Origin of the sequence: Salmonella sp. NW884 (assembly GCF_051700745.1) — a bacterium.
Classification (GTDB): Bacteria; Pseudomonadota; Gammaproteobacteria; order Enterobacterales; family Enterobacteriaceae; genus Salmonella; species Salmonella enterica.
The window spans coordinates 154,533-179,410 of the sequence record NZ_JAMMDE010000009.1 but is presented as its reverse complement, the minus strand read 5'-3'; the positions used below and the strand labels follow the sequence as shown (position 1 = coordinate 179,410).

Genomic DNA, 24,878 nt, shown 5'->3' with positions numbered 1-24,878 from the left:
TGGAGCGGGAAACGAGACTCGAACTCGCGACCCCGACCTTGGCAAGGTCGTGCTCTACCAACTGAGCTATTCCCGCATAATCTTCGTCTTTCGAACCGCTACTACGTTGGCTGCCTTCACTCGCCTGAGTCACTTACTTCAGTAAGCTCCTGAGGACTCATTCAGTTGTCGCAATTCGAAATCCTGCGATTGGTGGTCTGTGCTTAACAAGCACTTTCAAATTTTGGAGCGGGAAACGAGACTCGAACTCGCGACCCCGACCTTGGCAAGGTCGTGCTCTACCAACTGAGCTATTCCCGCAAATTTGTTGCTGTCGTAATTCGCATTTCTGCGTCGTTACGGGAGGCGCATTATACGAGAAATCCATTTAGCTGCAAGCCCCTGAACGCATTTTTTCGCGATTTTTGTTTGAATGCTGATTAAATCACCAAACAAGACAAAAAACGAGCAAAGCGTGCGCTATGCAACAAAAAACTTTTCACGCCACGCCTAAAGGCACAGAATCAGAATAGCACCCTGCGCCAAAAAAAGAATAGCACGGTGACCACAACATCCAATTGATATCAGGGATCAAGATGAAAAAAAAACTTATTGTCATGCTGTTAGCCAGCCTCTCCGTTCACGCCGCTTCCGTTTCCGCCAGAACATTACATTTTGGCACCTCCGCCACCTATGCGCCCTATGAGTTTGTCGATGCCGATAATAAAATTGTTGGTTTCGATATTGATGTCGCCAACGCGGTCTGCAAAGAGATGCAAGCGGAGTGCTCATTCACTAACCAGAGCTTTGATAGTCTGATCCCCAGCCTACGCTTCAAAAAGTTTGATGCGGTGATCGCCGGTATGGATATGACGCCCAAACGTGAGCAGCAGGTCTCCTTTAGCCAACCCTATTACGAAGGTCTATCGGCGGTAGTCGTCACGCGTAAAGGGGCTTATCACACTTTTGCCGATCTGAAAGGCAAAAAAGTCGGTCTGGAAAACGGTACAACGCATCAGCGCTATTTGCAGGATAAACAACAAGCTATCACGCCTGTCGCCTATGACAGCTATCTAAACGCCTTTACCGATCTGAAAAACAACCGTCTTGAGGGCGTGTTTGGCGATGTCGCCGCGATTGGTAAGTGGCTAAAAAACAATCCGGATTACGCCATCATGGATGAACGCGCCAGCGATCCTGACTACTACGGAAAAGGGTTAGGCATTGCGGTACGCAAAGGCAACGACGCGCTATTGCAAGAAATTAATGCCGCGCTCGACAAGGTGAAAGCGTCGCCGGAATATGCGCAGATGCAGGAGAAATGGTTTACGCAGTAATTCAGTGGCGGGAGAGCTGCCGGATGAGACGCTGTGGCGTTGCCATCCGGCATGTTACGCCTCACAGCTTAATGAAATGCTCGCGGTAGTAAGCCAGCTCCGCCACCGACTCGCGAATATCATCCATCGCCTGGTGCGTGCCCTGCTTGGTAAAGCCGGCCAGAATCTCCGGCTTCCAGCGGCGCGCCAGTTCCTTGAGCGTACTGACATCCAGATAGCGATAGTGGAAGTAGGCCTCCAGTTCCGGCATATATTTAAACAGAAAACGACGATCCTGACCGATGCTGTTACCGCAAATCGGCGACTTACCCGCAGGCACCCACGTTTTCAGAAATTCAATCGTCGCCAGTTCAGCGTCTCGTTCGCCCATCGTACTTGCCTTAACGCGATCTACCAGGCCGCTGCCGGTATGGGTGCGCACGTTCCAGTCATCCATTAACGCCAGTTGCGCATCGGATTGATGTACCGCAATCGTCGGCCCTTCCGCCAGAATGTTCAGGCTGGCATCCGTCACCAGCGTGGCTATCTCAATAATGCGATCGCGTTCGGGGTCCAGACCTGTCATCTCCAGATCGATCCAAATCAGGTTGTTTTCATCGGCACTCATGCTATTTTCCACCCTTCAGAAGTCACATTCACTGTGACTATATTCATCTACAATTGCGTGTATCATAGATGTTTTGCCCACTATGGGCGACCAGGAGCCAGTACGATTGAGCAAAAATAAACTCTCCAAAGGCCAGCAGCGCCGTGTGAACGCCAATCACCAGCGTCGTTTAAAAACGTCCGCGGAGAAAGCCGACTACGATGACAACCTGTTTGGCGAGCCTGCAGAAGGTATCGTCATTAGCCGTTTTGGTATGCATGCCGATGTGGAGTCTGCTGACGGCGAGGTTCACCGCTGCAATATCCGCCGCACTATCCGTTCGCTGGTGACGGGCGATCGCGTCGTCTGGCGTCCGGGCAAAGCCGCCGCAGAGGGCGTCAACGTAAAAGGCATCGTTGAAGCGGTGCATGAGCGCACCTCGGTATTGACGCGCCCGGACTTCTACGACGGCGTGAAGCCTATTGCCGCCAACATTGACCAAATCGTTATTGTCTCCGCGATTTTGCCGGAGCTGTCGCTGAATATCATCGATCGCTATCTGGTCGGCTGTGAAACCCTACAGGTTGAGCCGCTTATCGTACTCAATAAAATTGATCTGCTGGACGACGAAGGTATGGACTTCGTTAATGAGCAGATGAATATCTACCGCAATATCGGCTATCGCGTGCTGATGGTCTCCAGCCATACGCAGGATGGTCTGAAACCGCTGGAAGAAGCGTTAACCGGTCGCATCAGTATTTTTGCCGGGCAGTCCGGCGTCGGAAAATCCAGTCTGCTAAACGCTCTGCTCGGCTTACAGAACGAGATTCTGACGAACGATGTGTCGAATGTCTCCGGTCTGGGTCAACATACCACTACCGCTGCTCGTCTGTATCATTTCCCGCATGGCGGCGATGTCATTGATTCCCCCGGCGTGCGCGAGTTCGGCTTATGGCATCTGGAGCCGGAACAAATCACCCAGGGCTTTGTCGAATTTCATGACTATTTGGGACATTGTAAATACCGGGACTGCAAGCATGACGCCGATCCAGGCTGCGCCATTCGCGAAGCGGTAGAGAACGGCGCTATTGCGGAAACCCGTTTCGAAAATTATCACCGAATTCTTGAAAGTATGGCGCAGGTAAAAACGCGTAAAAACTTTTCTGATACGGACGACTGACAGATACGCTAGGCGTCGTTAGAATCGTCCCCTTTTTTCAGGATACCGGTATAACTGCCGGTTCAGGAACAACAATGGCCTGGAGGCTACCTTGTTAAACTCATTTAAACTTTCGCTACAATACATTCTGCCGAAACTATGGCTCACTCGCCTGGCGGGCTGGGGCGCAAGCAAACGAGCAGGATGGCTGACAAAACTGGTTATCGATCTCTTCGTAAAATATTACAAAGTCGATATGACCGAGGCGCAAAAACCGGATACCGCCAGCTATCGTACGTTCAATGATTTCTTTGTTCGTCCGCTGCGTGATGACGTGCGTCCGCTCAATACCGATCCTAACATCCTGGTGATGCCTGCCGACGGCGTGATAAGCCAGTTGGGTCGTATCGAAGAAGATAAAATTTTGCAGGCCAAAGGCCATAATTACAGCCTTGAAGCGTTGCTGGCGGGTAACTACCTGATGGCGGATAAGTTCCGCAACGGCACGTTTGTGACCACTTACCTCTCCCCTCGCGACTACCATCGCGTGCATATGCCATGCAACGGCATCCTGCGTGAAATGATCTACGTACCGGGCGATCTGTTCTCCGTTAACCATCTGACCGCGCAAAACGTCCCCAACCTGTTTGCCCGCAACGAGCGCGTTATCTGCCTGTTTGATACCGAGTTCGGCCCTATGGCGCAGATTCTGGTCGGCGCAACTATTGTCGGCAGTATCGAAACCGTCTGGGCGGGGACCATTACCCCGCCGCGCGAAGGCATCATCAAGCGCTGGACCTGGCCAGAAGGCGAACATGAAGGGTCTGTCGCCTTGTTGAAAGGCCAGGAGATGGGGCGCTTTAAACTGGGTTCCACGGTTATCAACTTATTTGCGCCGGGGAAAGTGAATCTGATCGCGTCGCTGGCAAGCCTGTCCGTTACCAAAATTGGCCAACCGCTGGCGACGTCGACCGAAACATTCGTCGCGCCGGAGGTGGAACCTGCTCCGCTGCCGGCAGAAGAAATTAAAGCTGAACACGACGCCAGCCCGCTGGTTGACAATAAAAAAGACGACACCTAATCAAGAGAGAATGCTGACGTGCGCCTGATTATCGCTTTTCTGATGGCCTGGTGCCTCAGCACGGGGGCCTTCGCCGCAACGGCCCCCGACGCCAAACAAATCACGCAGGAACTGGAGCAGGCAAAAGCGGCGAAGCCCGCTCAGCCGGAAGCCGTTGAGGCGCTCCAGACTGCGTTAAACGCGCTTGAAGAGCGAAAAGGCTCGCTTGAGCGCGCGAAACAATATCAACACGTTATTGATAATTTCCCTAAGCTATCCGCCACCTTGCGCGCCCAGTTGAATAATCTGCGCGATGAACCTCGCAGCGTACCGCCAGAGATGTCCACCGAAGCGTTAAATCAGGAGATCTTGCAGGTTAGCAGCCAGCTACTGGATAAAACCCGCGAGGCGCAACAGGAGCAGGAGCGCGTCAGGGAGATCGCCGACTCGCTCAGCCAGCTTCCCCAACAGCAAAACGACGCCCGTCGCCAGCTTAATGAGATTGAGCGACGGCTCGGCGCCGCAGGCGGAAGTGCCGCGCTTAGCCAGGCGCAAAGTCTCAGTATGCAGGCGGAGTCCGCCAAACTAAAAGCGTTAGTCGACGAACTGGAGTTGGCGCAACTGTCCGCCAACAACCGTCAGGAACTGGCTCGTCTGCGTTCCGAGCTGGCGGAAAAACAGAGTCAGCAATTGGATGCATATCTTCAGGCGCTGCGCAATCAGCTCAACAGCCTGCGCCAACGTGAAGCGGAACGCGCGCTGGAAAGCACTGAGCTGCTGGCGGAAAACAGCGCCGGTTTGCCGGAAGGCATCGTCGAACAATTTAAAGTCAACCGCGAGCTGTCACAGGCGCTCAATCAACAAGCGCAGCGGATGGATCTGGTCGCCTCGCAGCAGCGACAGGCCACCAGCCAAACGTTACAGGTGCGTCAGGCGCTCAATACGCTGCGGGAGCAGTCGCAATGGCTTGGCGTGTCCAACATGCTTGGCGAAGCGCTGCGTGCGCAGGTCGCCCGTCTGCCAGAGATGCCTAAGCCGCAGCAGCTTGATACGGAAATGGCGCAGCTACGCGTTCACCGAATGCGCTATGAAGAGTTACTCAATAAGCAGCCGCAGCTACGGCAAATACGTCAGGCCAATGGACAGCCGCTGACCGCCGAGCAAAACCAGATTCTTGACGCCCAGCTTCGCACTCAGCGCGAGCTGCTCAACTCTTTGTTACAGGGCGGCGACACGCTGATCCTGGAGTTGACCAAACTGAAAGTCTCCAACAGCCAACTGGAGGATGCGCTTAAAGAGGTTAATGAAGCGACCCACCGTTATCTGTTCTGGACCGCTGACGTTAGCCCGCTATCGCTCTCCTGGCCTGTTGATTTGGTTCAGGATTTACGTCGGCTTATCTCATTAGATACGTTTAATCAGTTAGGTAAAGCCAGCATCATGATGCTGACCAGCAAAGAGACGCTACTGCCGTTATTCGGCGCGCTGGCGCTGGTCGGGTTTAGCCTCTATTCACGTCAACACTTCAACCGGTTCCTTGAGCGCTCGGCCTCGCGCGTCGGGAAAGTCACCCAGGATCACTTCTCGCTGACGCTGCGAACGGTGTTCTGGTCGATTCTGGTCGCCTCGCCGCTGCCGGTCTTGTGGGCGACGCTCGGCTATGGTCTGCAGGAAGCCTGGCCGTATCCGCTGGCCGTCGCCATCGGCGATGGCGTGACGGCGACAGTACCGCTGTTGTGGGTAGTCATGATTTGCGCCGCTTTTGCCCGTCCTAATGGTCTGTTTGTGGCGCATTTCGGCTGGCCGCGAAACCGGGTAGCGAAAGCGATGCGCTACTACCTGATGAGCATTGGGCTGATCGTGCCGCTCATCATGGCAGTGATCATGTTTGATAATCTTAACGATCGGGAGTTTTCCGGCTCGTTGGGCCGCCTTTGCTTCATCCTGATATGCGGCGCGCTGGCGCTGGTCACGCTGAGTCTGAAAAAAGCGGGCATCCCGCTCTATCTTGATAAAGAAGGCAACGGCGACAACATGGTCAACAGCCTGCTGTGGAATATGTTGATGGGCGCGCCGCTTATCGCGATTCTGGCGGCGGCGGTGGGTTATCTGGCCACGGCGCAGGCGCTACTGGCGAGACTGGAAACCTCGGTCGCCATCTGGTTCCTGTTGCTGGTCATCTATCACGTCATTCGCCGCTGGATGCTGATCCAACGACGCCGACTGGCTTTTGACCGCGCCAAACATCGTCGGGCGGAAATGCTGGCGCAGCGCGCGCGCGGCGAAGAAGAACCGGCGCACTCCTCCAGCCTGGAAGGCGCGGTCGACATCGATGAAAGTGAAATCGATCTTGACGCTATTAGCGCTCAGTCGCTGCGTCTGGTCCGCTCAATTCTGATGCTTATCGCCCTGCTATCGGTAATTGTACTGTGGTCGGAAATCCACTCGGCATTCGGCTTCCTGGAGAATATTTCGCTGTGGGATGTCACCTCTACGGTGCAAGGCGTGGAAAGCCTGGAGCCGATTACCCTCGGGGCGGTGCTCATTGCGATTCTGGTCTTTATCATCACCACGCAGTTGGTGCGTAATCTGCCTGCGCTGCTGGAACTGGCGTTATTACAGCATCTCGATTTAACGCCTGGTACCGGTTACGCCATCACGACCATCACCAAATATCTGTTAATGCTGATTGGCGGGCTGGTCGGTTTCTCGATGATCGGCATTGAGTGGTCGAAGCTACAATGGCTGGTGGCCGCGCTCGGCGTTGGGCTTGGTTTTGGCCTGCAAGAAATTTTCGCTAACTTTATCTCCGGCCTGATTATTTTGTTTGAAAAGCCGATTCGTATCGGCGATACGGTGACCATTCGCGATCTCACCGGCAGCGTGACCAAAATCAATACCCGCGCCACCACCATCAGCGACTGGGATCGTAAAGAGATTATCGTGCCGAATAAAGCCTTTATCACCGAACAGTTTATCAACTGGTCGCTATCTGACTCCGTTACGCGCGTGGTGTTAACCATCCCGGCGCCGGCGGATGCCAATAGCGAAGAGGTGACGCAAATTCTGCTGACGGCGGCGCAGCGCTGTTCTTTGGTGCTGGACAACCCGCCGCCTGAAATCTTTCTGGTGGATCTCCAGCAGGGTATTCAGATTTTCGAACTGCGTATCTATGCCGCGGAAATGGGACACCGTATGCCATTACGCCATGAGATCCACCAATTGATTCTGGCGGGCTTCCGCGAGCACGGTATTGATATGCCGTTCCCGCCGTTCCAGATGCGTCTGGAGAGTCTCGGAGGTAAACAAACGGGGAGAACGTTAACGTCAGCGGGTAAAACCAGCCGCCCGGCGGGCAGTTTGTAAACGCAATGGTGCCGGATGACGCTAAAAGACTCGATGACATAGGCTTATCAGGTCTTTTAGCATAGATCACACACAAAACTGATAGCGCAGGAAGAATTGCCAGGACCAGTAAGCAAATATCACCAACGCGACACAGTACAAAAACCAACTACGTATTTTCTTATACACAGTAACGTAAAAAAACGGGAAAAACAGGGGCAGCGTCATCATCGCGCCAAAACCTCTGGAATCATCATTTTCGACAGTTCTCATCACATCACAAATGTTGTTTATCCCACCCTCGCCAATCATCCACTCTTTATCCAGGACTGAAAATACAGCGATGAGTGGGATAGCCAGTAAAATCCAGATAGCGCACAATGCAAACATTTTCGGACTCATTATAAATATCCTTTTCATAAAGCCGATGAGCTAACGCTATCCGGACAAAGATTACTCCGCCGCCCACTCCGGATCGGCGCTCATGCGGCTGCTGTAATTCTGATAAATTGCCATCGCCAGCAGCGAGAAGAAGATCGGGCCGCCGATCATCCACAAGGCGCTGTCCCAGTCCCCAGCTTCAATCACTGGCTGGATGATGGTAAAGACGTTGGCAAACGTCACCACCAGCACCACAACACCCGTCGCGACCAGGGTAGAGGCTTTGGTTTTAAAGAGAACAAATGGCCGCTCCAGATCCTGACGCGCTTTAAAGAAGGGAAATGCCAGCGCAAGGAACAGGTATGGCAAGGTCATTGAGACGTTCGCCATCAGCGTGAGTTTGTTATAAAACGCCGATGCAGTGTCACCACCAAAAGAGACCAGCAAAATAAACAGACTCACCAGTACGCACTGTAGCCACATAGCGGTCGCCGGCATACCGTTAGCGTTCAGTGTCGTCATCGGCGCGGGCCACAACGCTTTTGGCGTCCCCTGAATAATGGCTTTCAGCGGTGAATAGCTCAACGTAAAAAACGCGCCGGTATAAGCCAGAAACATAGAAAGGCCGGTGATACGCGCAAACCAGACGCCCACCGTCATCGCTGCTTCCGGAGAAAGGTTTAACGCGTTACCTAATGTCGTGCCTAAACTCGACATCAGAATGTAGGTGATATTCCCTAAGTTAACGGCGCTATTACTTAATATCTGTTGCCAGTTAGTGCTGACGCCCCATAAAAAGATCGCCAAAGAATAACCAATTGAAATCACAATGGCCGCGAAGACAATGCCTTTCGCAAAATTCTTTTCCGGTTTTTCGGTTTTATCCACCAGTCCGCCGACAGCCTCAATACCGCCGTACGCAAAAATAGCAAATACCACAAATGACAACATTGCCAGGCCGGAGTGATAACCCGGATTCGGTGACGAGGTAAAATTAATTTCTTGTGCAAAATGCCCACCATTTAATAACAAAATAGCGACACTCACTAACAATAAAACTAAATTAAGACACATTACGGCAATACCTCCGACCGCCGTAATTCGCGCAATTTTATTGATCCCTCTGGCGGCGACACACGTCACCAGAATCATCCAGCCGACGGCGAGCAGCCCGACAACCTGCGTAGGCTCAAGCCCTGCAATACGCCAGTGCTGCGTCATATCGGCGCCAAAAACAAAAGTAGAAAACGGTACCCAAATTTTTGCCGCCGTACTTACCATCCATATGACATACGATGAAAACCACATAAACGTGCCAATAAACGCGTAACGTGGCCCCACGCTATTATTCATCCACGAATAGATCCCGCCCTCTTCTTTGCGATAAGCGGAACCCATTTCAGCCATCATTAAGGCGAATGGAATAAAAAACAGCAAGGCAGAAAATATATACCACGGGATTGCGCTATACCCCATTAAATAAAACGCCGACGGGCTATTCGCAAAACCAAAAACAGAAGTAAAAATCATCAGGATAAGCCCAATAAGGCTCATCTTTTTTATCGTGTGGGTCATTCAACCATCCCTTACGCTCGAGCGCGTTTGCCAGACGCCGCTCACCGATTGACGCCGCCTTCTTTTTTACGAAGGTCAGCGATAAAAAAATCAACACAGGATTGATACCTAAATGGCATCAAAGTTCCAGCCTTATGTTGTGGCAAACAGAGGATAATTGAAAAAATATGCTACAAAATGGCGCTTATTGCGCCATTTTATCTCGCGAAAGAGTGAATTTCAGATTTACGCCCGATCGACCGTAAAAGCAATCACGTCCGCCAGGCTTTCTGCTCCCAGCGCCAGCATCACCAGACGATCAACACCCAGCGCCACGCCGGAACAATCCGGTAGACCGGCGGCCAGCGCATCCAGTAGATTTTGGTCAATCGGCTGCTGCGGCAGACCGCGAGCGGCGCGCTTACGATTGTCCTGTTCAAAGCGCTGTTGTTGCTCACGTGCGTCCGTCAGTTCGTGGAAACCATTCGCCAGCTCAATACCTTTGTAGTACACCTCAAAGCGCTCGGCGACGCGATGATCCTCGGTACTGATTTGTGCCAGCGATGCCTGACTTGCCGGAAAGTGATAAATAAAGGTCGGCTTTTCTTTACCTATATGCGGCTCAACCCCCATCGTGAACAGCAGTTGCAGCAACGTATCACGGTCTTCTTCCGTATCGGCGATATTGCTTAAATCAAGCTTTGCCGCCACCTCACGCAGCTGCGTTTTATCTGCTGATAACGGGTCAATCTCCAGATGGCGCAGAAACGCCTGTTGATAGGAGAGACTTTCCGCAGGTTGACAATCCAGCACTTGCTGAAGCAAATCATCCACTTCATTCATCAGGCGGTACATATCGTAATGCGGGCGATACCACTCCAGCATGGTGAATTCCGGATTATGATGTCGTCCCATCTCTTCATTACGGAAACTGCGGCATAGCTGGAAAACCGGACCGCACCCTGCCGCCAGCAGGCGTTTCATATGGTATTCCGGACTGGTCATTAAATAGAGGTTGATCCCCTGGGAATGGCCAGGTCCGACGAAACGCGTTTCGAACGGGAACAGATGAATGTCTGTGACCGTCGCCTGACTCATGCAGGGCGTCTCAACCTCAAGCACTCCACGATCGGCAAAGAAACGACGGATTTCCGCCATAATCGCCGCACGTTTTAATAAATTGGGGATGGACGCGCTCGGCTGCCAGGTTGCCGTTTCGCTCATGATTCTTTCTCCAGTTTAAGACAAGGTCACGAAGTCTACTCGCAACGCGCGGGCGAAACAAATTTTGCGCAGGCGTATCGGGCGCCTTCTGGAGGGTAAAAAAAGTGATTTCAGATGGTTTAGTAATTAAATTAATCAAAATCAATGATAATTCATCCCTCTGATACGCTAAAAAAATCGAACACGTCAAATTTCCCTCACATCCCTGAGACTATACTGTTGTACCCATAAAGGAGCAGTGGAAACGCATTCATACTTCGCAGAACCCAGAGGCTTTATCTGGCTGCGCGAGGGTGAAATTACAATAATCTGGAGGAATGTCGTGCAAACCTTTCAAGCCGATCTTGCCATTATAGGCGCCGGTGGCGCGGGATTACGTGCTGCAATTGCTGCCGCACAGGCGAATCCCAATGCTAAAATCGCACTGATCTCAAAAGTGTACCCGATGCGCAGCCACACCGTCGCTGCCGAAGGGGGTTCAGCCGCTGTCGCCCAGGATCATGACAGCTTTGACTACCATTTTCACGATACGGTAGCAGGCGGAGACTGGCTGTGTGAGCAGGATGTCGTGGATTACTTTGTCCACCATTGTCCCACTGAGATGACGCAGCTGGAGCAATGGGGCTGCCCGTGGAGCCGCCGTCCGGACGGTAGCGTTAACGTGCGTCGCTTCGGTGGTATGAAAATCGAGCGTACCTGGTTCGCCGCGGATAAAACCGGCTTCCATATGCTGCATACCCTGTTCCAGACTTCCCTGCAGTTCCCACAAATCCAGCGCTTTGACGAACATTTCGTGCTGGATATTCTGGTTGATGACAACCATGCGCGCGGCCTGGTGGCAATGAACATGATGGAAGGCACGCTGGTGCAAATCCGCGCCAACGCCGTGGTCATGGCGACAGGCGGCGCAGGCCGCGTATACCGCTATAACACCAACGGCGGCATCGTCACCGGCGACGGGATGGGCATGGCGCTGAGCCACGGCGTTCCGCTGCGTGATATGGAATTCGTTCAGTATCACCCGACCGGCCTGCCAGGTTCCGGTATCCTGATGACTGAAGGTTGCCGCGGCGAAGGCGGTATTCTGGTCAATAAAAATGGCTACCGTTATCTGCAAGACTACGGCATGGGCCCCGAAACGCCGCTGGGCGAGCCGAAAAACAAATATATGGAACTGGGGCCGCGCGACAAAGTATCCCAGGCTTTCTGGCACGAATGGCGTAAAGGCAACACCATCTCCACGCCGCGCGGCGATGTGGTTCACCTCGACCTGCGTCATCTCGGCGAGAAGAAACTGCATGAACGTCTGCCGTTCATTTGCGAACTGGCGAAAGCCTATGTCGGCGTCGATCCGGTTAAAGAACCGATTCCAGTACGTCCGACCGCGCACTACACCATGGGCGGCATTGAAACCGACCAGAACTGTGAAAGCCGTGTCAAAGGGCTGTTTGCCGTTGGCGAATGCTCCTCTGTTGGCCTGCATGGCGCGAACCGCCTCGGTTCCAACTCGCTGGCGGAACTGGTGGTGTTTGGTCGTCTGGCTGGCGAACAAGCAATGGAACGCGCTGCTACGGCAGGCGCCGCAAATAGCGCCGCGCTCGACGCCCAGGTTGCCGATATTGAACAACGTCTGAAAAATCTGGTGAACCAGGAAGGCAACGAAAACTGGTCGAAGATCCGCGATGAGATGGGTCTGTCTATGGAAGAAGGTTGCGGTATTTACCGTACCCCGGAACTGATGCAGAAAACCGTTGATAAACTGGCCGAGCTTCAGGAACGTTTCAAACGCGTACGTATCTCCGATACCTCCAGCGTGTTCAACACTGACCTGCTGTATACCATCGAACTGGGTCATGGTCTGAACGTGGCGGAATGTATGGCGCACTCTGCGCTGGCGCGTAAAGAGTCCCGCGGCGCGCATCAGCGTCTGGATGAAGGCTGTACCGAGCGCGACGATGTGAACTTCCTCAAGCACACCCTCGCCTTCCGCGATGCTGATGGCACGACCCGTCTGGAATACAGCGACGTGAAAATCACCACCCTGCCGCCAGCCAAACGTGTTTACGGCGGTGAAGCGGAAGCAGCCGATAAGAAGGAGAAGGCGAATGGCTGAGATGAAAAACCTGAAAGTTGAGGTGGTGCGCTATAACCCGGAAACCGATACCGCGCCGCACAGTGCTTTCTATGAAGTTCCTTATGATGAAACAACATCGCTACTGGACGCGTTGGGCTACATCAAAGATAACCTGTCGCCAGACCTGAGCTACCGCTGGTCCTGCCGTATGGCGATCTGCGGCTCCTGCGGCATGATGGTCAACAACGTCCCTAAACTGGCGTGTAAAACCTTCCTGCGCGATTACACCAACGGTATGAAGGTGGAAGCGCTGGCGAACTTCCCGATTGAGCGCGATCTGGTTGTCGATATGACGCACTTTATCGAAAGCCTGGAAGCGATTAAACCGTACATTATTGGCAACTCTCGCACGCCAGATCAGGGGCCGAATGTCCAGACCCCGGCGCAAATGGCGAAGTATCACCAGTTCTCCGGTTGCATCAACTGTGGTCTGTGCTACGCCGCGTGCCCGCAGTTCGGTCTGAATCCTGAATTTATCGGACCGGCTGCGATTACGTTGGCGCATCGCTATAACGAAGATAGCCGCGATCACGGTAAGAAGGAGCGTATGGCGCAGTTGAACAGTCCGAACGGCGTATGGACCTGTACTTTCGTGGGCTACTGCTCCGAAGTCTGTCCAAAACATGTCGATCCGGCTGCGGCCATTCAGCAGGGTAAAGTGGAAAGCTCGAAAGACTTTCTTATCGCCACCCTGAAACCACGCTAAGGAGTGCAACATGACGACTAAACGCAAACCCTATGTGCGGCCGATGACGTCCACCTGGTGGAAAAAACTGCCGTTTTATCGCTTTTATATGCTGCGCGAAGGCACAGCGGTGCCGGCAGTCTGGTTCAGTATTGAACTGATTTTCGGTCTGTTTGCGCTCAAACACGGCGCGGAATCCTGGATGGGATTCGTCGGCTTTTTACAAAACCCGGTGGTAGTGATCTTAAACCTGATCACCCTGGCGGCCGCGCTGCTGCACACCAAAACCTGGTTTGAACTGGCGCCGAAGGCGGCCAATATCATTGTAAAAGACGAAAAAATGGGGCCAGAGCCAATCATCAAAGGGCTTTGGGTGGTCACTGCGGTAGTCACCGTAGTCATTCTGTATGTTGCCCTGTTCTGGTAAGGAGTCCCGGATGATTAATCCAAACCCAAAACGTTCTGATGAACCCGTATTCTGGGGACTGTTTGGCGCAGGCGGTATGTGGGGCGCGATCATCGCGCCGGTGATCGTGCTACTGGTTGGCATCATGCTGCCGCTGGGGCTATTTCCGGGCGATGCCCTGAGTTTTGAGCGCGTACTGACGTTCGCCCAAAGCTTTATTGGTCGCGTTTTTCTGTTCCTGATGATCGTGCTGCCGCTATGGTGTGGCCTACACCGTATGCACCACGCGATGCATGACCTGAAAATCCACGTGCCTGCGGGCAAATGGGTCTTCTACGGCCTGGCGGCAATCCTGACCGTTGTGACGGCGATTGGCGTTATCACTCTCTAAGTTGCCACGACGCCCTCTTATCTACCCGATAAGAGGGCGTTTTTTCTTTTCCTGCCTCTCATTTTCCCGCCAGGTTCTACACTTAGAAAAAACACTGGAAGGAAAATTTTATGCGCATTCTGCCCGTCGTTGCTGCAGTTACGGCTGCATTTCTGGTTGTCGCCTGTAGTTCGCCTACTCCGCCTAAAGGCGTTACCGTGGTAAATAACTTTGATGCCAAACGTTACCTCGGCACCTGGTATGAGATCGCACGCCTCGATCATCGATTTGAACGTGGGCTGGAACAAGTCACGGCCACCTATAGTCTGCGTGACGATGGCGGGATTAATGTCATCAATAAAGGCTATAACCCGGATCGGGGAATGTGGCAAAAAACAGAAGGCAAAGCGTATTTTACCGGTAGTCCAAACCGCGCCGCGCTCAAGGTCTCTTTTTTCGGCCCGTTCTACGGCGGCTATAACGTGATTGCGCTTGACCGGGAATACCGTCATGCGCTGGTGTGCGGCCCGGATCGCGACTATCTGTGGATACTCTCTCGCACGCCAACGCTTTCTGAGGAAATAAAACAGCAAATGCTGGCCGTCGCGACCCGGGAGGGGTTTGACGTCAATAAATTAATTTGGGTAAAACAATCAGGTTCGTAGCAATATCAGCGACGAATTAATGCGCACTGAGTTTTAGCCCAATGATACCCGCGACGATCAAGCCAAGACTGAGCAAACGCGCCGGTGAGGCAGACTCGCCCAACAGAAGGATACCGGTGATTGCCGCCCCGACGGCGCCGATGCCGGTCCAGATGGCGTACGCCGTTCCAACGGGCAGCGTTTTCATTGCCCAGGAAAGTAACGCCATACTGATAACCATGGCCGTAATGGTGATAATACTGGGGGTCAGACGAGAAAAACCGTGGGTATACTTCAGGCCGACAGCCCATACCACTTCAAGTAAACCAGCGATTAATAGAATGATCCAGGACATAGCAGGCTCCAGATAATTAATGGGGCCGTCCCCGGTGAGAATAGCGTTTACAGGTCGTCCTGTAACGTATACGGATGAAAAGCCATTCTTGCCTGAGAGAAAATGAATTTCAACCTTTTTATTTTTTTCCGTCTAAAGGCGGGAATTGGCCCTTTTAAGCCGCGTAGTTTTCGCATTTAGCGCCCACAGGAGTTCTCTATGATGGAACGCCTTCTGGGAAAGAAAGTGCTTTATCTACTTCCGGGTGCAAAAAACTATGTTGAAAATTTTAGTGATAGACCGATGCCACTTTACCCGTACGGGCATGGAGGCCTGGCTTAATCACACTGATGTGCTCAGTTCTTCACTGCTGGTATCCGGGATGAATAACCTTATACTGGCGAAAGAACATATTCTGCAATGGAAGCCCCATCTGGTTATCGCTGATTTATATGGTTTTCTCAACGATGCCTTACCCGAGCAGCCTATCAATGCATTTTTTGCCGCCTGCAGGATGACGCCGTTGGTATTATTACAGTCAGGGAATATGCCGTACAGACCGCAATATGCCAGTCATGCGGTGTTATCTAAACACACGCCTTTACATGAGCTTGCACAACGAATTAAAGGAGCGCTATATACTCATCCACTGCAGGAAGCGCCGGAAAGCGCCACGCCATTGCTCTCTCCGCAGGAGGAAAAAGTGCTCGCGATGTGGACGGAAGGCACCAGCAATAAAGAGATTGCGTATGCGCTTGGCATTCACGGGAAAACGGTTTACACCTATAAGCGTAATATCCGTATGAAACTTCATATGGATAATCGGTATTCTCCCTTTCTTATGCTTCCGGAGAAAATCGATTAACGGTACGACGCCATGCCGTACCGTTGATGATTACTGCTGAGCTCTGGTTGCAGCGCCAGAGATCGCACTACCACCGTCCGAGATGTCCTCGCCCACGCCGCGCGTGGTATTACAAGCAGTTAATACAGTGGAAAGTACCAAAACAGAAAAGATCGCTGCAATTGTCTTTTTAACCATAATGTCTTCCTTTTCTAGCCAATGTTGTTTGTGTATAGCAACTTAATAATAGACAACATCCCAGAAAATGACGGGCGATCGACTAATTTTAGGAAGACGAGAAGCGATTAGCTGGCTGCGCGGGAGATGGCGTGGCCAAGATGCTGAATATCTTCGCCGAAGCCGCGGGCGGTATTACATGCCGTTAATAATGTGCCGGTAAGAAGAACCAGTGCGACAAGGCAGATAAAGCGTTTCATCATTGAGGCGCAAAAAATAGGATGGCGCAGCATACGCTGCACCATTTTTCCCGATAACGTAAATTATTTTACGCGAGATACGTATTCGCCGGAACGGGTATCGACTTTGATCACTTCGCCAATCTGCACGAACAGCGGAACTTTAACCACTGCGCCAGTAGACAGCGTGGCTGGTTTGCCGCCAGTACCTGCGGTATCGCCCTTCAGACCTGGGTCGGTATCAACAATTTCCAGTTCAACAAAGTTCGGCGGAGTGACAGAGATAGGCTGACCGTTCCACAGGGTTACGATGCATTCCGCCTGATCCAACAGCCATTTTGCGTTGTCGCCGATAGCCTTGGCATCTGCAGACAGCTGCTCGAAGGTTTCGTTGTTCATGAAATGCCAGAACTCACCGTCGTTGTACAGGTAAGTCAGGTTCATATCGACTACATCCGCGCCTTCAGCGGAATCGGTCGATTTGAAGGTTTTCTCAACGCGCGTGCCGGTCAGCAGACGGCGCAGCTTAACGCGGGCAAACGCCTGGCCTTTACCCGGTTTCACGAATTCACTGGATTCAACCGCATAAGGTTCGCCATCCAACATGATTTTAAGACCGGAACGAAAATCGTTGCTATAGTAAGTCGCCATAAGGCCCTCTGAAATTGTTAACTGGTAGCTAAGCCACAAAATGGCGCATATTGTAACCCTAAATACCCCATTGCGAGAAGATTGGTTAGCGCAACTTGCCGATGTTGTGACCAATCCCGACGAACTGCTGCATCTTTTACAGATTGAAGCTGATGAAAACCTCCGGGCAGGACAGGACGCCAGGCGCTTGTTTGCCCTCCGCGTGCCGCGCGCTTTTATTGCGCGCATGGAGAAGGGCAACCCTGACGATCCTCTTTTACGTCAAGTACTGACGTCCCGGGATGAATTTATTGTCGCCCCCGGTTTCTCCACCGACCCGCTGGAAGAGCAACACAGCGTGGTGCCAGGATTATTGCATAAATACCAAAACCGGGCGCTATTGCTGGTAAAAGGCGGATGTGCGGTAAATTGCCGCTACTGTTTCCGTCGTCACTTCCCGTATGCGGAGAATCAAGGCAATAAGCGCAACTGGACAGTCGCGCTGGAGTATATCGCCGCACACCCGGAACTGGATGAGATCATTTTTTCCGGCGGCGATCCGCTGATGGCGAAAGATCATGAGCTGGACTGGCTGCTCACGCAACTGGAAGCCATTAAGCACGTCAAGCGGCTACGCATCCACAGTCGGTTGCCTATCGTCATCCCGGCACGCATTACTGACGAACTGGTCGCCCGCTTTGACCAGTCACGTCTGCAAATTTTGTTGGTGAACCATATCAACCACGCTAATGAAGTGGACGAGGCATTCTGCCTGGCGATGAAGAAACTGCGCCACGTGGGCGTCACGCTTCTCAACCAGAGCGTCCTGCTGCGTGGCGTGAATGATAACGCGCGAACGCTGGCGAATCTGAGCAACGCGCTATTTGACGCCGGCGTGATGCCCTATTACCTGCATGTGCTGGATAAAGTGCAGGGCGCCGCGCATTTTATGGTCACCGATGACGAAGCCCGGCAAATCATGCGCGAACTGCTCACGCTGGTATCCGGCTATATGGTGCCAAGACTGGCGCGTGAAATCGGCGGCGAACCGAGCAAAACACCGCTGGATTTACAGCTTCGGCAGTGCTAATCCTCGCGGGCGCGTCAGGGACGACGAAAAATATTACCGCGCAATATTACGAGGAGACTCCCCCGCGATTCTCCTCACCCTTTGGCGAGGATAAACTAACCTTCGTTAAATACACCTTTCCGGTCCTCTCTTTTCAATAAAGTCCGTTTTAGGACTCGCTTAGCGTGTACTGCATTTTCGAATTATACTGGTTCTCCTTTTTATAGGACGGCATAAACAATTTATATATCAAATACATTGCAGTAAAACATTTAATTATTTTATATTTGTGGAGAATTGACATGGCCTTAACGATTAAGGGACTAAATACCGGCGTTATTCGTCACAATGATAAGTTTATCGCGCTGGCGCTTAAGGTGAAGTCACTGAGAAATAAAGAAACACTGCTTTTCTTTCCTGTGCTCGCGCTGCGAGACTTGTTGATCGGCCTTGAACACCGGCTTTATCTACAACACTCGCTTCCGGAACAAGAGCAGGAAAAACGCCAGAAAGCTAAAAGCAGTCATGTGCTTAAAATGCATGAGAATATTCCGGCAATACTCCGTGAAGAGCTGGAAAACGCCGATGTTAATCAGCGTGTTGAATCTTTAGCGTTGAGCGATAATACAGAAAAAGTATTAACCTTTACGTTAAAGCTGCACAATGGTAGCCATCTTGATTTACAGGTCGGTGAGTGGCAGGTTGAAGTTCTGGTGATGGCTATTATTCACGCCATTAATAATGCCGAAATGCGTGAGCTCGCATTGCGTATTTCTTCAATGCTGGACTTTTTACCATTATACGATGCTGACTGCCTGGAAAACGGTAATATCGAATTCGATACCTATAACCAGCCTGACTGGAAACATAATCTGTATAACCATTATTTAGCGCTCGTTTATCGTTATACGGATGAGGCAGGACAATCGCATGATTGCGGCACCATCATTAAGACCCGTAGTCAGTCAGGCTCTAAAGAAGCTGAAGCGATATCACGCCGCTTGCTGAATTTCAGCCCGCGTCTTAAAAAGCTGGAAGGAAAACCGTGTAAGGTTTTTGTCAGAACGCTTGGAACCGGTAAAGCAGCGCGTCTGACGCAAGATCAATGCATGCGCGCGTTGCATAATCTACGCATGGCGTCATCGCAGGAAAAACGCTAACCATATCGCCCTCTGAATCTTTCAGAGGGCGTTACGATTCAGACATATCAATTCGGACATTTATAAACCTGGCCGTTCATCTCGCTGGCCGTCGGGACAAAACTGGACAACATGCCCTGTGACGGACTACTTACGCCATACAGCACGTTTCCACCCATCGCGGCTGCCTGATTACGCAGATCGTTCGCTGCGCCACGCATTGAGCCACCCTCTTCGCCGTGCTGGCCTGAAAACCAGTTACTCTGTTTACCGGTTGCCGTACCAATTAGCTGGCATTCCGCGCCTGGCTTATCTTCGACAAAGCGTACATTTTGGCCGGCAGCGGTGAGTTCGTTGCTGGAGCTACAACCCGCCATCAGCAGCGCGGCGCCAACGATCCCTGCTAAATATTTCACGTGCATGTTATTCCCCATAATCAATGAGCTGGACGTTTTGTCCGTATCTGAATCTTATACTAAAAAGATGACTAAAAGAAAAACCCCCGGTCATTTCTGCCCGGGGGTTTCTCAATTCTGGGAGATAAGCACCCAAATCATTCTGGTTGCAGGAAGGCGGTAATCCCCAGTCACTTACTCAAGTAAGTGACTGGGGTTAGCCAACGCATCTGCAGCCTGAAGGATGCAGGGTGTGGGCAATGTCGGGTAGCAGCAGCGCATTACTGCGCCGCCGCCCCCTAAGAACCGTACGAGCGAGTTTCCCCGCATACGGCTCAAGCCTTAATAAGTTCAACCGACGGGTTGAACCGGTTGCGCGATTATTTGAAATATCCCGCAATTGTGGCAATGGAACTTAAGACAGCAGTAACAGCCACAATTACTTTCCACCAAGTTTTGAACCAGACTTTCCATGCCGATTCTTTCGGCTTAGCTGTCAGTTGATTCAGAAACTCCCGCCCTCTCAAAGTTATCTTAGGATCAAGATATTCTTTTCCATCAAAGGTACAAGCATCAATGGCCGTCACCATCCCGGAAGAAAGTAACTCTTCAAAGATGTTGATATCCATATCTGATGATTCATTTATAAAGTTACCAAATGAACCATTCGCCAAAGCTTGTAGGATAGTTTTGTGCTGTTCCATAGTATTACCTATCAACCACTGTATGTATTTCCATGTTATCACAATTCACGTGCCACTGGATGTGACAGCCCGGATGCAGCATGACCAGATTCTCAAGCTCGTCACCGCCGCCCAGATGTTTCTGGTGCTTATGGTGAACGTGCCAGCCTGTTTCCATAGTAATTAACTGGTTACAGAGCGGACAGCGTTTTTCCTGCCTGAGCCAGAGCGCCAGCAACTTCTTCCTGCCCTGCATGGTTTCCTTCCAGTTGCGCTCAAGGCGCTGCTCGAAGTACATTTCCCATTCAGGCAGATAAGGGTTAGCCTCCGCCTTTATCTTGGTATGTCGTTTAATGACGGTGTCTTTTGCATAGACTAAAGTCACCGGATTCTCCTTATCCTCCCGCCATTGAAACGTCCAGTGCCGGCTACCCACTGTGTGAAAGTATTTCGCCTTCACCCAGCGTTTGTAGCGGTTTTTATGCCGCCTGCAACACCAGCGCCAGAGCAGCTTCCAGACACGGTAATCCACATAGCTGAACGTCTCCTTCGCCACCACATGCCGGTGATAGTTGGCCCATCCCCGCAATACCGGGTTGAGCTGATGTATCAGCCAGTTTTGCGGCTGTGTCGGGTGACGCTTCACAATGTCCCTCACTTTCGCCAGAAACGTTCGCAGGTTCTTACGGGAAGGCTTTATCAGCATTTTCCCGCGATACTTGCGCACGTTCTGGCCGAGGAAGTCAAAACCCTGCTCAATGTGCGTTATCACCGTTTTCTCCGGCGACAGTTGCAACCCCCGCTCCGCCATAAAGGCTTCAACGAGAGGTTTGACTTCATTCTCCAGCAACTCTTGCGAGATACCGGTGATGATAAAGTCGTCTGCATAACGCACATAGTTGACCTTGGTCTTGTAGCTGGCTTTGGTATTCTTCACCCCAAATCGGGATTCAAGCACCGCTTCCAGCCCGTCGAGCGCCATATTGGCCAGTACCGGTGAGATAATACCGCCCTGAGGCGTTCCCGCACCGGTTGCATGGTAATGACCAGATTCCATGTAGCCTGCCTTCAGCCATTTACCCAGCACCTGCTTATCCATCGGAATATGCGAGAGTAACCAGTCATGACTGATGTTATCAAAGCACCCTTTGATGTCGCCCTCCAGCACCCACTGCGCCGAGTTGCCCCGGCTGAGCGCTACAAAGCACTGTTCAATAGCGTCCGCCGTTGAACGCATCGGACGAAAACCATAACTGTTGCGGTCGGCTGTCGTTTCCGATACGGGTTCCAGCGCCAGCAGATATAACGCCTGCATGGCCCTGTCTCTCATAGTCGGTATCCCGAGCGGACGCAACTTGCCGTTCGACTTCGGGATATACACCCGCCGCAGCGGTTTAGGGTGATATCCGGTTCTCTTCATATCGAAGATGGCCTCCCATTTGGTTTTCGGGGTACTCCATAACTTTCCATCCACTCCGGGGGTATCCTTGCCCCGGTTTTCCGTGACTCGCCTGACCGCTAATGCCTTAGCCGCCAGCGAACGGGTCAGCATTCGTTGCAGCGCTTTTACCCGCCGCCACTCCTGCCGTTGCGCTGCCTTCGCAATGCGTACCTGTAGCTTTCTCACCGCTTCTGAGGTTTTACGCCAGTTAATGGCGTGCCACCTTTCCGGGCGGGAAGACGCAGATACCGCCTGCGATTCAACTCGCGTTTCGGTATTCACCTTGCTATCCTCCTGAATGCTCTGTCGAGAGCACCCTGAGGACGAACGTGGATTCCCCCCGAGGGAGAAATCACGTTTCGCCCCTCGGGGTTTTACATTCAATAAGCTTTACAAGCCTTATTACGATTTAAGACCAGTTGGAAGTCTGCCCCGTTTCCGGTGAGGCCCTGTTTCATGCCTCTATCCACGCCATTACAGCGCAGCGTTTGCTTTTTCCAACCTCCCTTACCCGCATACCCAACAGTTCGCCTTGCGACTCCCCTGCCTCAACGAGGCGAATATACGGGCTTACCGAGTTCCGTACAGATGACACGTATCGGTTAGGTTCTGCCTATCCACCGGTGGCGCTCATATCAGCGTATCCCCAGATGTAAAAGAGATAACCTGTCCACCCACCTTTTGGTCAAAGCGTATCAACGACTTACGCTCAATGCGGCTGACGGTGTTTAACAGCAGTTCACGTACGTTAACCTTACGATACAGCCTGGCCTCTCATGGTCATGTCGTTAGACCAATCCAGTTAATTTCCTCACGGATATCAACCGCCGCTTGCGCGGGAGTACGTTGTCAGGAAGCTCCGCACCCCACCGTTGCCAGTGACGCACTATCCCTAGGCTACCGTTGGCTGAACAACGGGTTCTTCTTCACTATTTCTGCTCAAGAAACAGCGACAGAACAATCACCCGTACAGCTTGCGCTGCATTCCTCTTGTGAAGATCGCGAGCAAAACGATCCCGTCCTGTTCATGAATCCATGAAAGGATGAAGTGATGATGTATGGCAAGCTTCGCCATAATCGTTAAGGATGTAACGTCGATTTGGGAATCACCGACGTCTGCCCTGATGGGCACTCCGCGCAGAGTAAACTACTGCGGATAACTGAGAGAAAGTAATGGGCGCGTTACTGCTCATCACTGAAAGGTAACCCAAGCTATGGGTGCGTATTCCGCCGCCGAAGCGACTCCACCTTATGCTACGCTAAAGGGATGTGAGAACGGGTACTTGACCCGCTCTCACGGGGCGCGTAAGCTAACTGTCAGAGAGGGAAATTCTCTGTTTATTCAGCAAGTTACGCAGAGGAATGCGACTCTCGTCGCATTACATCATTCCGCCCATACCACCCATACCACCCATGCCGCCAGCAGCGCCTAAATCAGGAGCATCGCTTTTCGGCAGGTCGGTCACCATGCACTCGGTAGTGATCATCAGACCAGCCACAGAAGCCGCGTACTGCAGCGCAGAACGGGTAACTTTGGTTGGGTCCAGGATACCCATATCGATCATGTTGCCGTATTCTTCAGTTGCTGCGTTGTAACCGTAGTTACCGTCGCCGCCTTTAACGGTGTTAGCGACAACAGACGGCTCTTCGCCGCAGTTCAGCACGATCTGACGCAGCGGAGCTTCCATTGCGCGCAGCGCAACTTTGATACCCACGTTCTGGTCTTCGTTCTGGCCTTTCAGGTCAGCAATTTTAGAAGCAACGCGGATCAGCGCAACGCCACCACCAGCAACCACGCCTTCTTCTACCGCAGCACGGGTCGCGTGCAGGGCGTCTTCAACGCGTGCTTTTTTCTCTTTCATTTCAACTTCGGTCGCAGCGCCAACTTTGATTACCGCAACGCCGCCTGCCAGTTTCGCTACGCGCTCCTGCAGTTTTTCACGATCGTAGTCGGAGGTCGCTTCTTCAATCTGCTGACGGATCTGAGCAACACGGCCCTGGATGGCAGCTTCTTCACCCACGCCATCGATGATGGTGGTGGTGTCTTTGTTGATCACAACGCGTTTCGCCTGACCCAGGTCTTCCAGGGTTGCTTTTTCCAGCTCCATACCGATCTCTTCAGAGATTACGGTACCGCCGGTCAGGGTAGCGATATCCTGCAGCATCGCCTTACGACGATCGCCGAAGCCCGGTGCCTTAACAGCAGCCACTTTCACGATGCCACGCATGGTGTTAACAACCAGGGTAGCCAGCGCTTCGCCTTCAACATCTTCAGCGATGATCAGCAGCGGTTTGCCTGCTTTTGCAACGGCTTCCAGAACCGGCAGCATTTCGCGGATGTTGGAGATTTTCTTATCAGCCAGCAGGATGAACGGGCTTTCCAGCTCTACTGCGCCAGTTTCCGGCTTGTTGATGAAGTAAGGAGACAGGTAGCCGCGGTCAAACTGCATACCTTCAACCACGTCCAGTTCGTCCTGCAGACCGGTACCATCTTCAACGGTGATGACGCCTTCTTTACCGACTTTATCCATCGCTTCCGCGATCAGTTTACCTACGGTTTCGTCGGAGTTAGCGGAGATAGTACCTACCTGAGCAATCGCTTTAGAGTCGGAGCACGGTACGGACAGGGCTTTCAGCTCTTCAACCGCCGCAGCAACCGCTTTGTCGATACCACGTTTCAGGTCCATCGGGTTCATGCCCGCAGCAACGGCTTTCAGGCCTTCGGTAATGATGGACTGCGCCAGTACGGTCGCGGTGGTGGTGCCGTCGCCTGCAGCATCGTTCGCTTTAGAGGCAACTTCTTTCACCATCTGCGCGCCCATGTTTTCAAACTTGTCTTCCAGTTCGATTTCACGCGCTACGGAAACACCATCTTTAGTGATAGTCGGCGCACCGAAAGATTTATCCAGAACCACGTTACGGCCTTTCGGACCGAGGGTTACTTTCACTGCATCTGCCAGTACGTTTACGCCGCGCAGCATTTTCACACGAGCGTCGTTACCGAATTTTACGTCTTTAGCTGCCATTTTCTCTTTCCCTTAAATTCGTATGTTCAGTGTCGTT

At 52.2% G+C, this 24,878-nt stretch carries 24 protein-coding genes and 2 tRNA genes; 12 read left to right on the top strand and 14 right to left on the bottom strand.

Features of this window, described 5'->3' with window-relative positions:
• Positions 1-76 (bottom strand) — tRNA-Gly (locus tag NA197_RS18590).
• 148 nt (positions 77-224) lie between these two features.
• Positions 225-300, bottom strand: a tRNA-Gly gene (locus NA197_RS18585).
• Positions 301-575: 275 nt separating this feature from the next.
• Between NA197_RS18585 and NA197_RS18580 the strand changes: the two genes are divergently transcribed.
• The gene (locus NA197_RS18580) at positions 576-1,316 is read left to right on the top strand and encodes an arginine ABC transporter substrate-binding protein (RefSeq protein ID WP_000727897.1); all 741 of its coding nucleotides are present in this window, start codon (positions 576-578) and stop codon (positions 1,314-1,316) included.
• A gap of 61 nt (positions 1,317-1,377) precedes the next feature.
• On the opposite strand, the gene orn is transcribed toward NA197_RS18580, so the two are convergent.
• On the bottom strand, positions 1,378-1,923 hold the full coding sequence (gene orn / locus NA197_RS18575; RefSeq protein WP_001271546.1) for an oligoribonuclease: 546 nt from the start codon (positions 1,921-1,923) through the stop codon (positions 1,378-1,380).
• Positions 1,924-2,029: 106 nt separating this feature from the next.
• Here orn and rsgA point away from each other — a divergent pair, with 106 nt between their 5' ends.
• From rsgA to mscM, 3 genes are all read left to right on the top strand, one after another.
• Positions 2,030-3,082: a small ribosomal subunit biogenesis GTPase RsgA gene (rsgA, locus tag NA197_RS18570; protein WP_000041948.1), complete on the top strand. Its 1,053-nt coding sequence runs from the start codon at positions 2,030-2,032 to the stop codon at positions 3,080-3,082.
• A gap of 91 nt (positions 3,083-3,173) precedes the next feature.
• Entirely contained in the window at positions 3,174-4,142 is a 969-nt protein-coding gene (gene asd, locus NA197_RS18565; RefSeq protein ID WP_000934949.1) for an archaetidylserine decarboxylase, read from the top strand.
• 18 nt (positions 4,143-4,160) lie between these two features.
• Positions 4,161-7,487, top strand: a complete 3,327-nt coding sequence (gene mscM / locus NA197_RS18560; protein WP_001236755.1) for a miniconductance mechanosensitive channel MscM — start codon at positions 4,161-4,163, stop codon at positions 7,485-7,487.
• A 66-nt stretch (positions 7,488-7,553) separates the two neighbouring features.
• Here mscM and NA197_RS18555 read toward each other — a convergent pair whose 3' ends face one another.
• From NA197_RS18555 to epmA, 3 genes are all read right to left on the bottom strand, one after another.
• Positions 7,554-7,868 (bottom strand): YjeO family protein, encoded by a 315-nt coding sequence (locus NA197_RS18555; RefSeq protein ID WP_000074654.1) that lies wholly within the window; start codon positions 7,866-7,868, stop codon positions 7,554-7,556.
• Between the two features lie 51 nt (positions 7,869-7,919).
• Positions 7,920-9,422: a glutamate/gamma-aminobutyrate family transporter YjeM gene (yjeM, locus tag NA197_RS18550; protein ID WP_000149876.1), complete on the bottom strand. Its 1,503-nt coding sequence runs from the start codon at positions 9,420-9,422 to the stop codon at positions 7,920-7,922.
• 225 nt (positions 9,423-9,647) lie between these two features.
• Entirely contained in the window at positions 9,648-10,625 is a 978-nt protein-coding gene (epmA, locus tag NA197_RS18545; RefSeq protein WP_053445425.1) for an elongation factor P--(R)-beta-lysine ligase, read from the bottom strand.
• A gap of 322 nt (positions 10,626-10,947) precedes the next feature.
• On the opposite strand from epmA, the gene frdA reads away from it, so the two are divergent.
• The 5 genes from frdA (at position 10,948) to NA197_RS18520 (ending at position 14,885) form a co-directional block, all read left to right on the top strand.
• Positions 10,948-12,738 carry a fumarate reductase (quinol) flavoprotein subunit gene (gene frdA, locus NA197_RS18540; protein ID WP_001192954.1) on the top strand — a complete coding sequence of 597 codons (1,791 nt, stop codon included), beginning with the start codon at positions 10,948-10,950 and terminating at the stop codon, positions 12,736-12,738.
• The gene (frdB, locus tag NA197_RS18535; protein WP_000829509.1) at positions 12,731-13,465 is read left to right on the top strand and encodes a fumarate reductase iron-sulfur protein; all 735 of its coding nucleotides are present in this window, start codon (positions 12,731-12,733) and stop codon (positions 13,463-13,465) included. Before frdA ends, frdB begins: the two co-directional genes overlap by 8 nt.
• 10 nt (positions 13,466-13,475) lie before the next feature.
• Positions 13,476-13,871, top strand: a complete 396-nt coding sequence (gene frdC, locus NA197_RS18530; RefSeq protein ID WP_000208749.1) for a fumarate reductase subunit FrdC — start codon at positions 13,476-13,478, stop codon at positions 13,869-13,871.
• A gap of 10 nt (positions 13,872-13,881) precedes the next feature.
• Positions 13,882-14,241 carry a fumarate reductase subunit FrdD gene (frdD, locus tag NA197_RS18525; RefSeq protein WP_000609650.1) on the top strand — a complete coding sequence of 120 codons (360 nt, stop codon included), beginning with the start codon at positions 13,882-13,884 and terminating at the stop codon, positions 14,239-14,241.
• A gap of 110 nt (positions 14,242-14,351) precedes the next feature.
• Positions 14,352-14,885: a lipocalin family protein gene (locus tag NA197_RS18520; protein WP_001221670.1), complete on the top strand. Its 534-nt coding sequence runs from the start codon at positions 14,352-14,354 to the stop codon at positions 14,883-14,885.
• A gap of 16 nt (positions 14,886-14,901) precedes the next feature.
• Here the strand turns inward: NA197_RS18520 and sugE are convergent, their stop codons facing one another.
• Entirely contained in the window at positions 14,902-15,219 is a 318-nt protein-coding gene (gene sugE / locus NA197_RS18515) for a quaternary ammonium compound efflux SMR transporter SugE (protein ID WP_000118469.1), read from the bottom strand.
• Between the two features lie 256 nt (positions 15,220-15,475).
• On the opposite strand from sugE, the gene NA197_RS18510 reads away from it, so the two are divergent.
• On the top strand, positions 15,476-16,063 hold the full coding sequence (locus tag NA197_RS18510) for a helix-turn-helix transcriptional regulator (protein ID WP_000912959.1): 588 nt from the start codon (positions 15,476-15,478) through the stop codon (positions 16,061-16,063).
• Positions 16,064-16,093: 30 nt separating this feature from the next.
• Here NA197_RS18510 and ecnB read toward each other — a convergent pair whose 3' ends face one another.
• The 3 genes from ecnB to efp all read right to left on the bottom strand — a co-directional run bounded on the left by ecnB (position 16,094) and on the right by efp (position 17,109).
• Complete coding sequence (gene ecnB / locus NA197_RS18505) at positions 16,094-16,240, bottom strand: lipoprotein toxin entericidin B (RefSeq protein ID WP_000239598.1); 147 nt, start codon at positions 16,238-16,240, stop codon at positions 16,094-16,096.
• 107 nt (positions 16,241-16,347) lie between these two features.
• On the bottom strand, positions 16,348-16,482 hold the full coding sequence (locus NA197_RS18500) for an entericidin A/B family lipoprotein (protein ID WP_001670700.1): 135 nt from the start codon (positions 16,480-16,482) through the stop codon (positions 16,348-16,350).
• 60 nt (positions 16,483-16,542) lie between these two features.
• Positions 16,543-17,109 carry an elongation factor P gene (gene efp, locus NA197_RS18495; RefSeq protein ID WP_000257282.1) on the bottom strand — a complete coding sequence of 189 codons (567 nt, stop codon included), beginning with the start codon at positions 17,107-17,109 and terminating at the stop codon, positions 16,543-16,545.
• A gap of 40 nt (positions 17,110-17,149) precedes the next feature.
• On the opposite strand from efp, the gene epmB reads away from it, so the two are divergent.
• Positions 17,150-18,178 (top strand): EF-P beta-lysylation protein EpmB, encoded by a 1,029-nt coding sequence (gene epmB / locus NA197_RS18490; protein ID WP_000940482.1) that lies wholly within the window; start codon positions 17,150-17,152, stop codon positions 18,176-18,178.
• Between the two features lie 281 nt (positions 18,179-18,459).
• Complete coding sequence (locus tag NA197_RS18485) at positions 18,460-19,317, top strand: YjeJ family protein (RefSeq protein WP_001229227.1); 858 nt, start codon at positions 18,460-18,462, stop codon at positions 19,315-19,317.
• A gap of 47 nt (positions 19,318-19,364) precedes the next feature.
• On the opposite strand, the gene NA197_RS18480 is transcribed toward NA197_RS18485, so the two are convergent.
• From NA197_RS18480 to groL, 4 genes are all read right to left on the bottom strand, one after another.
• Positions 19,365-19,718 carry a DUF4156 domain-containing protein gene (locus NA197_RS18480; protein ID WP_000558210.1) on the bottom strand — a complete coding sequence of 118 codons (354 nt, stop codon included), beginning with the start codon at positions 19,716-19,718 and terminating at the stop codon, positions 19,365-19,367.
• 353 nt (positions 19,719-20,071) lie between these two features.
• The gene (locus NA197_RS18475; protein WP_064042935.1) at positions 20,072-20,395 is read right to left on the bottom strand and encodes a hypothetical protein; all 324 of its coding nucleotides are present in this window, start codon (positions 20,393-20,395) and stop codon (positions 20,072-20,074) included.
• A gap of 4 nt (positions 20,396-20,399) precedes the next feature.
• A complete protein-coding gene (gene ltrA, locus NA197_RS18470) occupies positions 20,400-22,097 on the bottom strand; it encodes a group II intron reverse transcriptase/maturase (RefSeq protein ID WP_064042934.1) in 1,698 nt (565 codons plus the stop codon).
• Between the two features lie 1,097 nt (positions 22,098-23,194).
• Complete coding sequence (gene groL, locus NA197_RS18465; RefSeq protein WP_000729126.1) at positions 23,195-24,841, bottom strand: chaperonin GroEL; 1,647 nt, start codon at positions 24,839-24,841, stop codon at positions 23,195-23,197.
• Between the last annotated feature and the right edge of the window lie 37 nt (positions 24,842-24,878).

Bases quoted from the DNA above. Each gene is read 5' to 3' on its own strand.
- NA197_RS18580 (WP_000727897.1), top strand. From the start codon at position 576: ATGAAAAAAAAACTTATTGTCATGCTGTTAGCCAGCCTCTCCGTTCAC.
- orn (WP_001271546.1), bottom strand. From the start codon at position 1,923: ATGAGTGCCGATGAAAACAACCTGATTTGGATCGATCTGGAGATGACA.
- NA197_RS18555 (WP_000074654.1), bottom strand. From the start codon at position 7,868: ATGAGTCCGAAAATGTTTGCATTGTGCGCTATCTGGATTTTACTGGCT.
- yjeM (WP_000149876.1), bottom strand. From the start codon at position 9,422: ATGACCCACACGATAAAAAAGATGAGCCTTATTGGGCTTATCCTGATG.
- epmA (WP_053445425.1), bottom strand. From the start codon at position 10,625: ATGAGCGAAACGGCAACCTGGCAGCCGAGCGCGTCCATCCCCAATTTA.
- frdB (WP_000829509.1), top strand. From the start codon at position 12,731: ATGGCTGAGATGAAAAACCTGAAAGTTGAGGTGGTGCGCTATAACCCG.
- frdC (WP_000208749.1), top strand. From the start codon at position 13,476: ATGACGACTAAACGCAAACCCTATGTGCGGCCGATGACGTCCACCTGG.
- frdD (WP_000609650.1), top strand. From the start codon at position 13,882: ATGATTAATCCAAACCCAAAACGTTCTGATGAACCCGTATTCTGGGGA.
- NA197_RS18520 (WP_001221670.1), top strand. From the start codon at position 14,352: ATGCGCATTCTGCCCGTCGTTGCTGCAGTTACGGCTGCATTTCTGGTT.
- sugE (WP_000118469.1), bottom strand. From the start codon at position 15,219: ATGTCCTGGATCATTCTATTAATCGCTGGTTTACTTGAAGTGGTATGG.
- NA197_RS18510 (WP_000912959.1), top strand. From the start codon at position 15,476: ATGTTGAAAATTTTAGTGATAGACCGATGCCACTTTACCCGTACGGGC.
- ecnB (WP_000239598.1), bottom strand. From the start codon at position 16,240: ATGGTTAAAAAGACAATTGCAGCGATCTTTTCTGTTTTGGTACTTTCC.
- NA197_RS18500 (WP_001670700.1), bottom strand. From the start codon at position 16,482: ATGATGAAACGCTTTATCTGCCTTGTCGCACTGGTTCTTCTTACCGGC.
- efp (WP_000257282.1), bottom strand. From the start codon at position 17,109: ATGGCGACTTACTATAGCAACGATTTTCGTTCCGGTCTTAAAATCATG.
- epmB (WP_000940482.1), top strand. From the start codon at position 17,150: ATGGCGCATATTGTAACCCTAAATACCCCATTGCGAGAAGATTGGTTA.
- NA197_RS18485 (WP_001229227.1), top strand. From the start codon at position 18,460: ATGGCCTTAACGATTAAGGGACTAAATACCGGCGTTATTCGTCACAAT.
- NA197_RS18480 (WP_000558210.1), bottom strand. From the start codon at position 19,718: ATGCACGTGAAATATTTAGCAGGGATCGTTGGCGCCGCGCTGCTGATG.
- NA197_RS18475 (WP_064042935.1), bottom strand. From the start codon at position 20,395: ATGGAACAGCACAAAACTATCCTACAAGCTTTGGCGAATGGTTCATTT.
- groL (WP_000729126.1), bottom strand. From the start codon at position 24,841: ATGGCAGCTAAAGACGTAAAATTCGGTAACGACGCTCGTGTGAAAATG.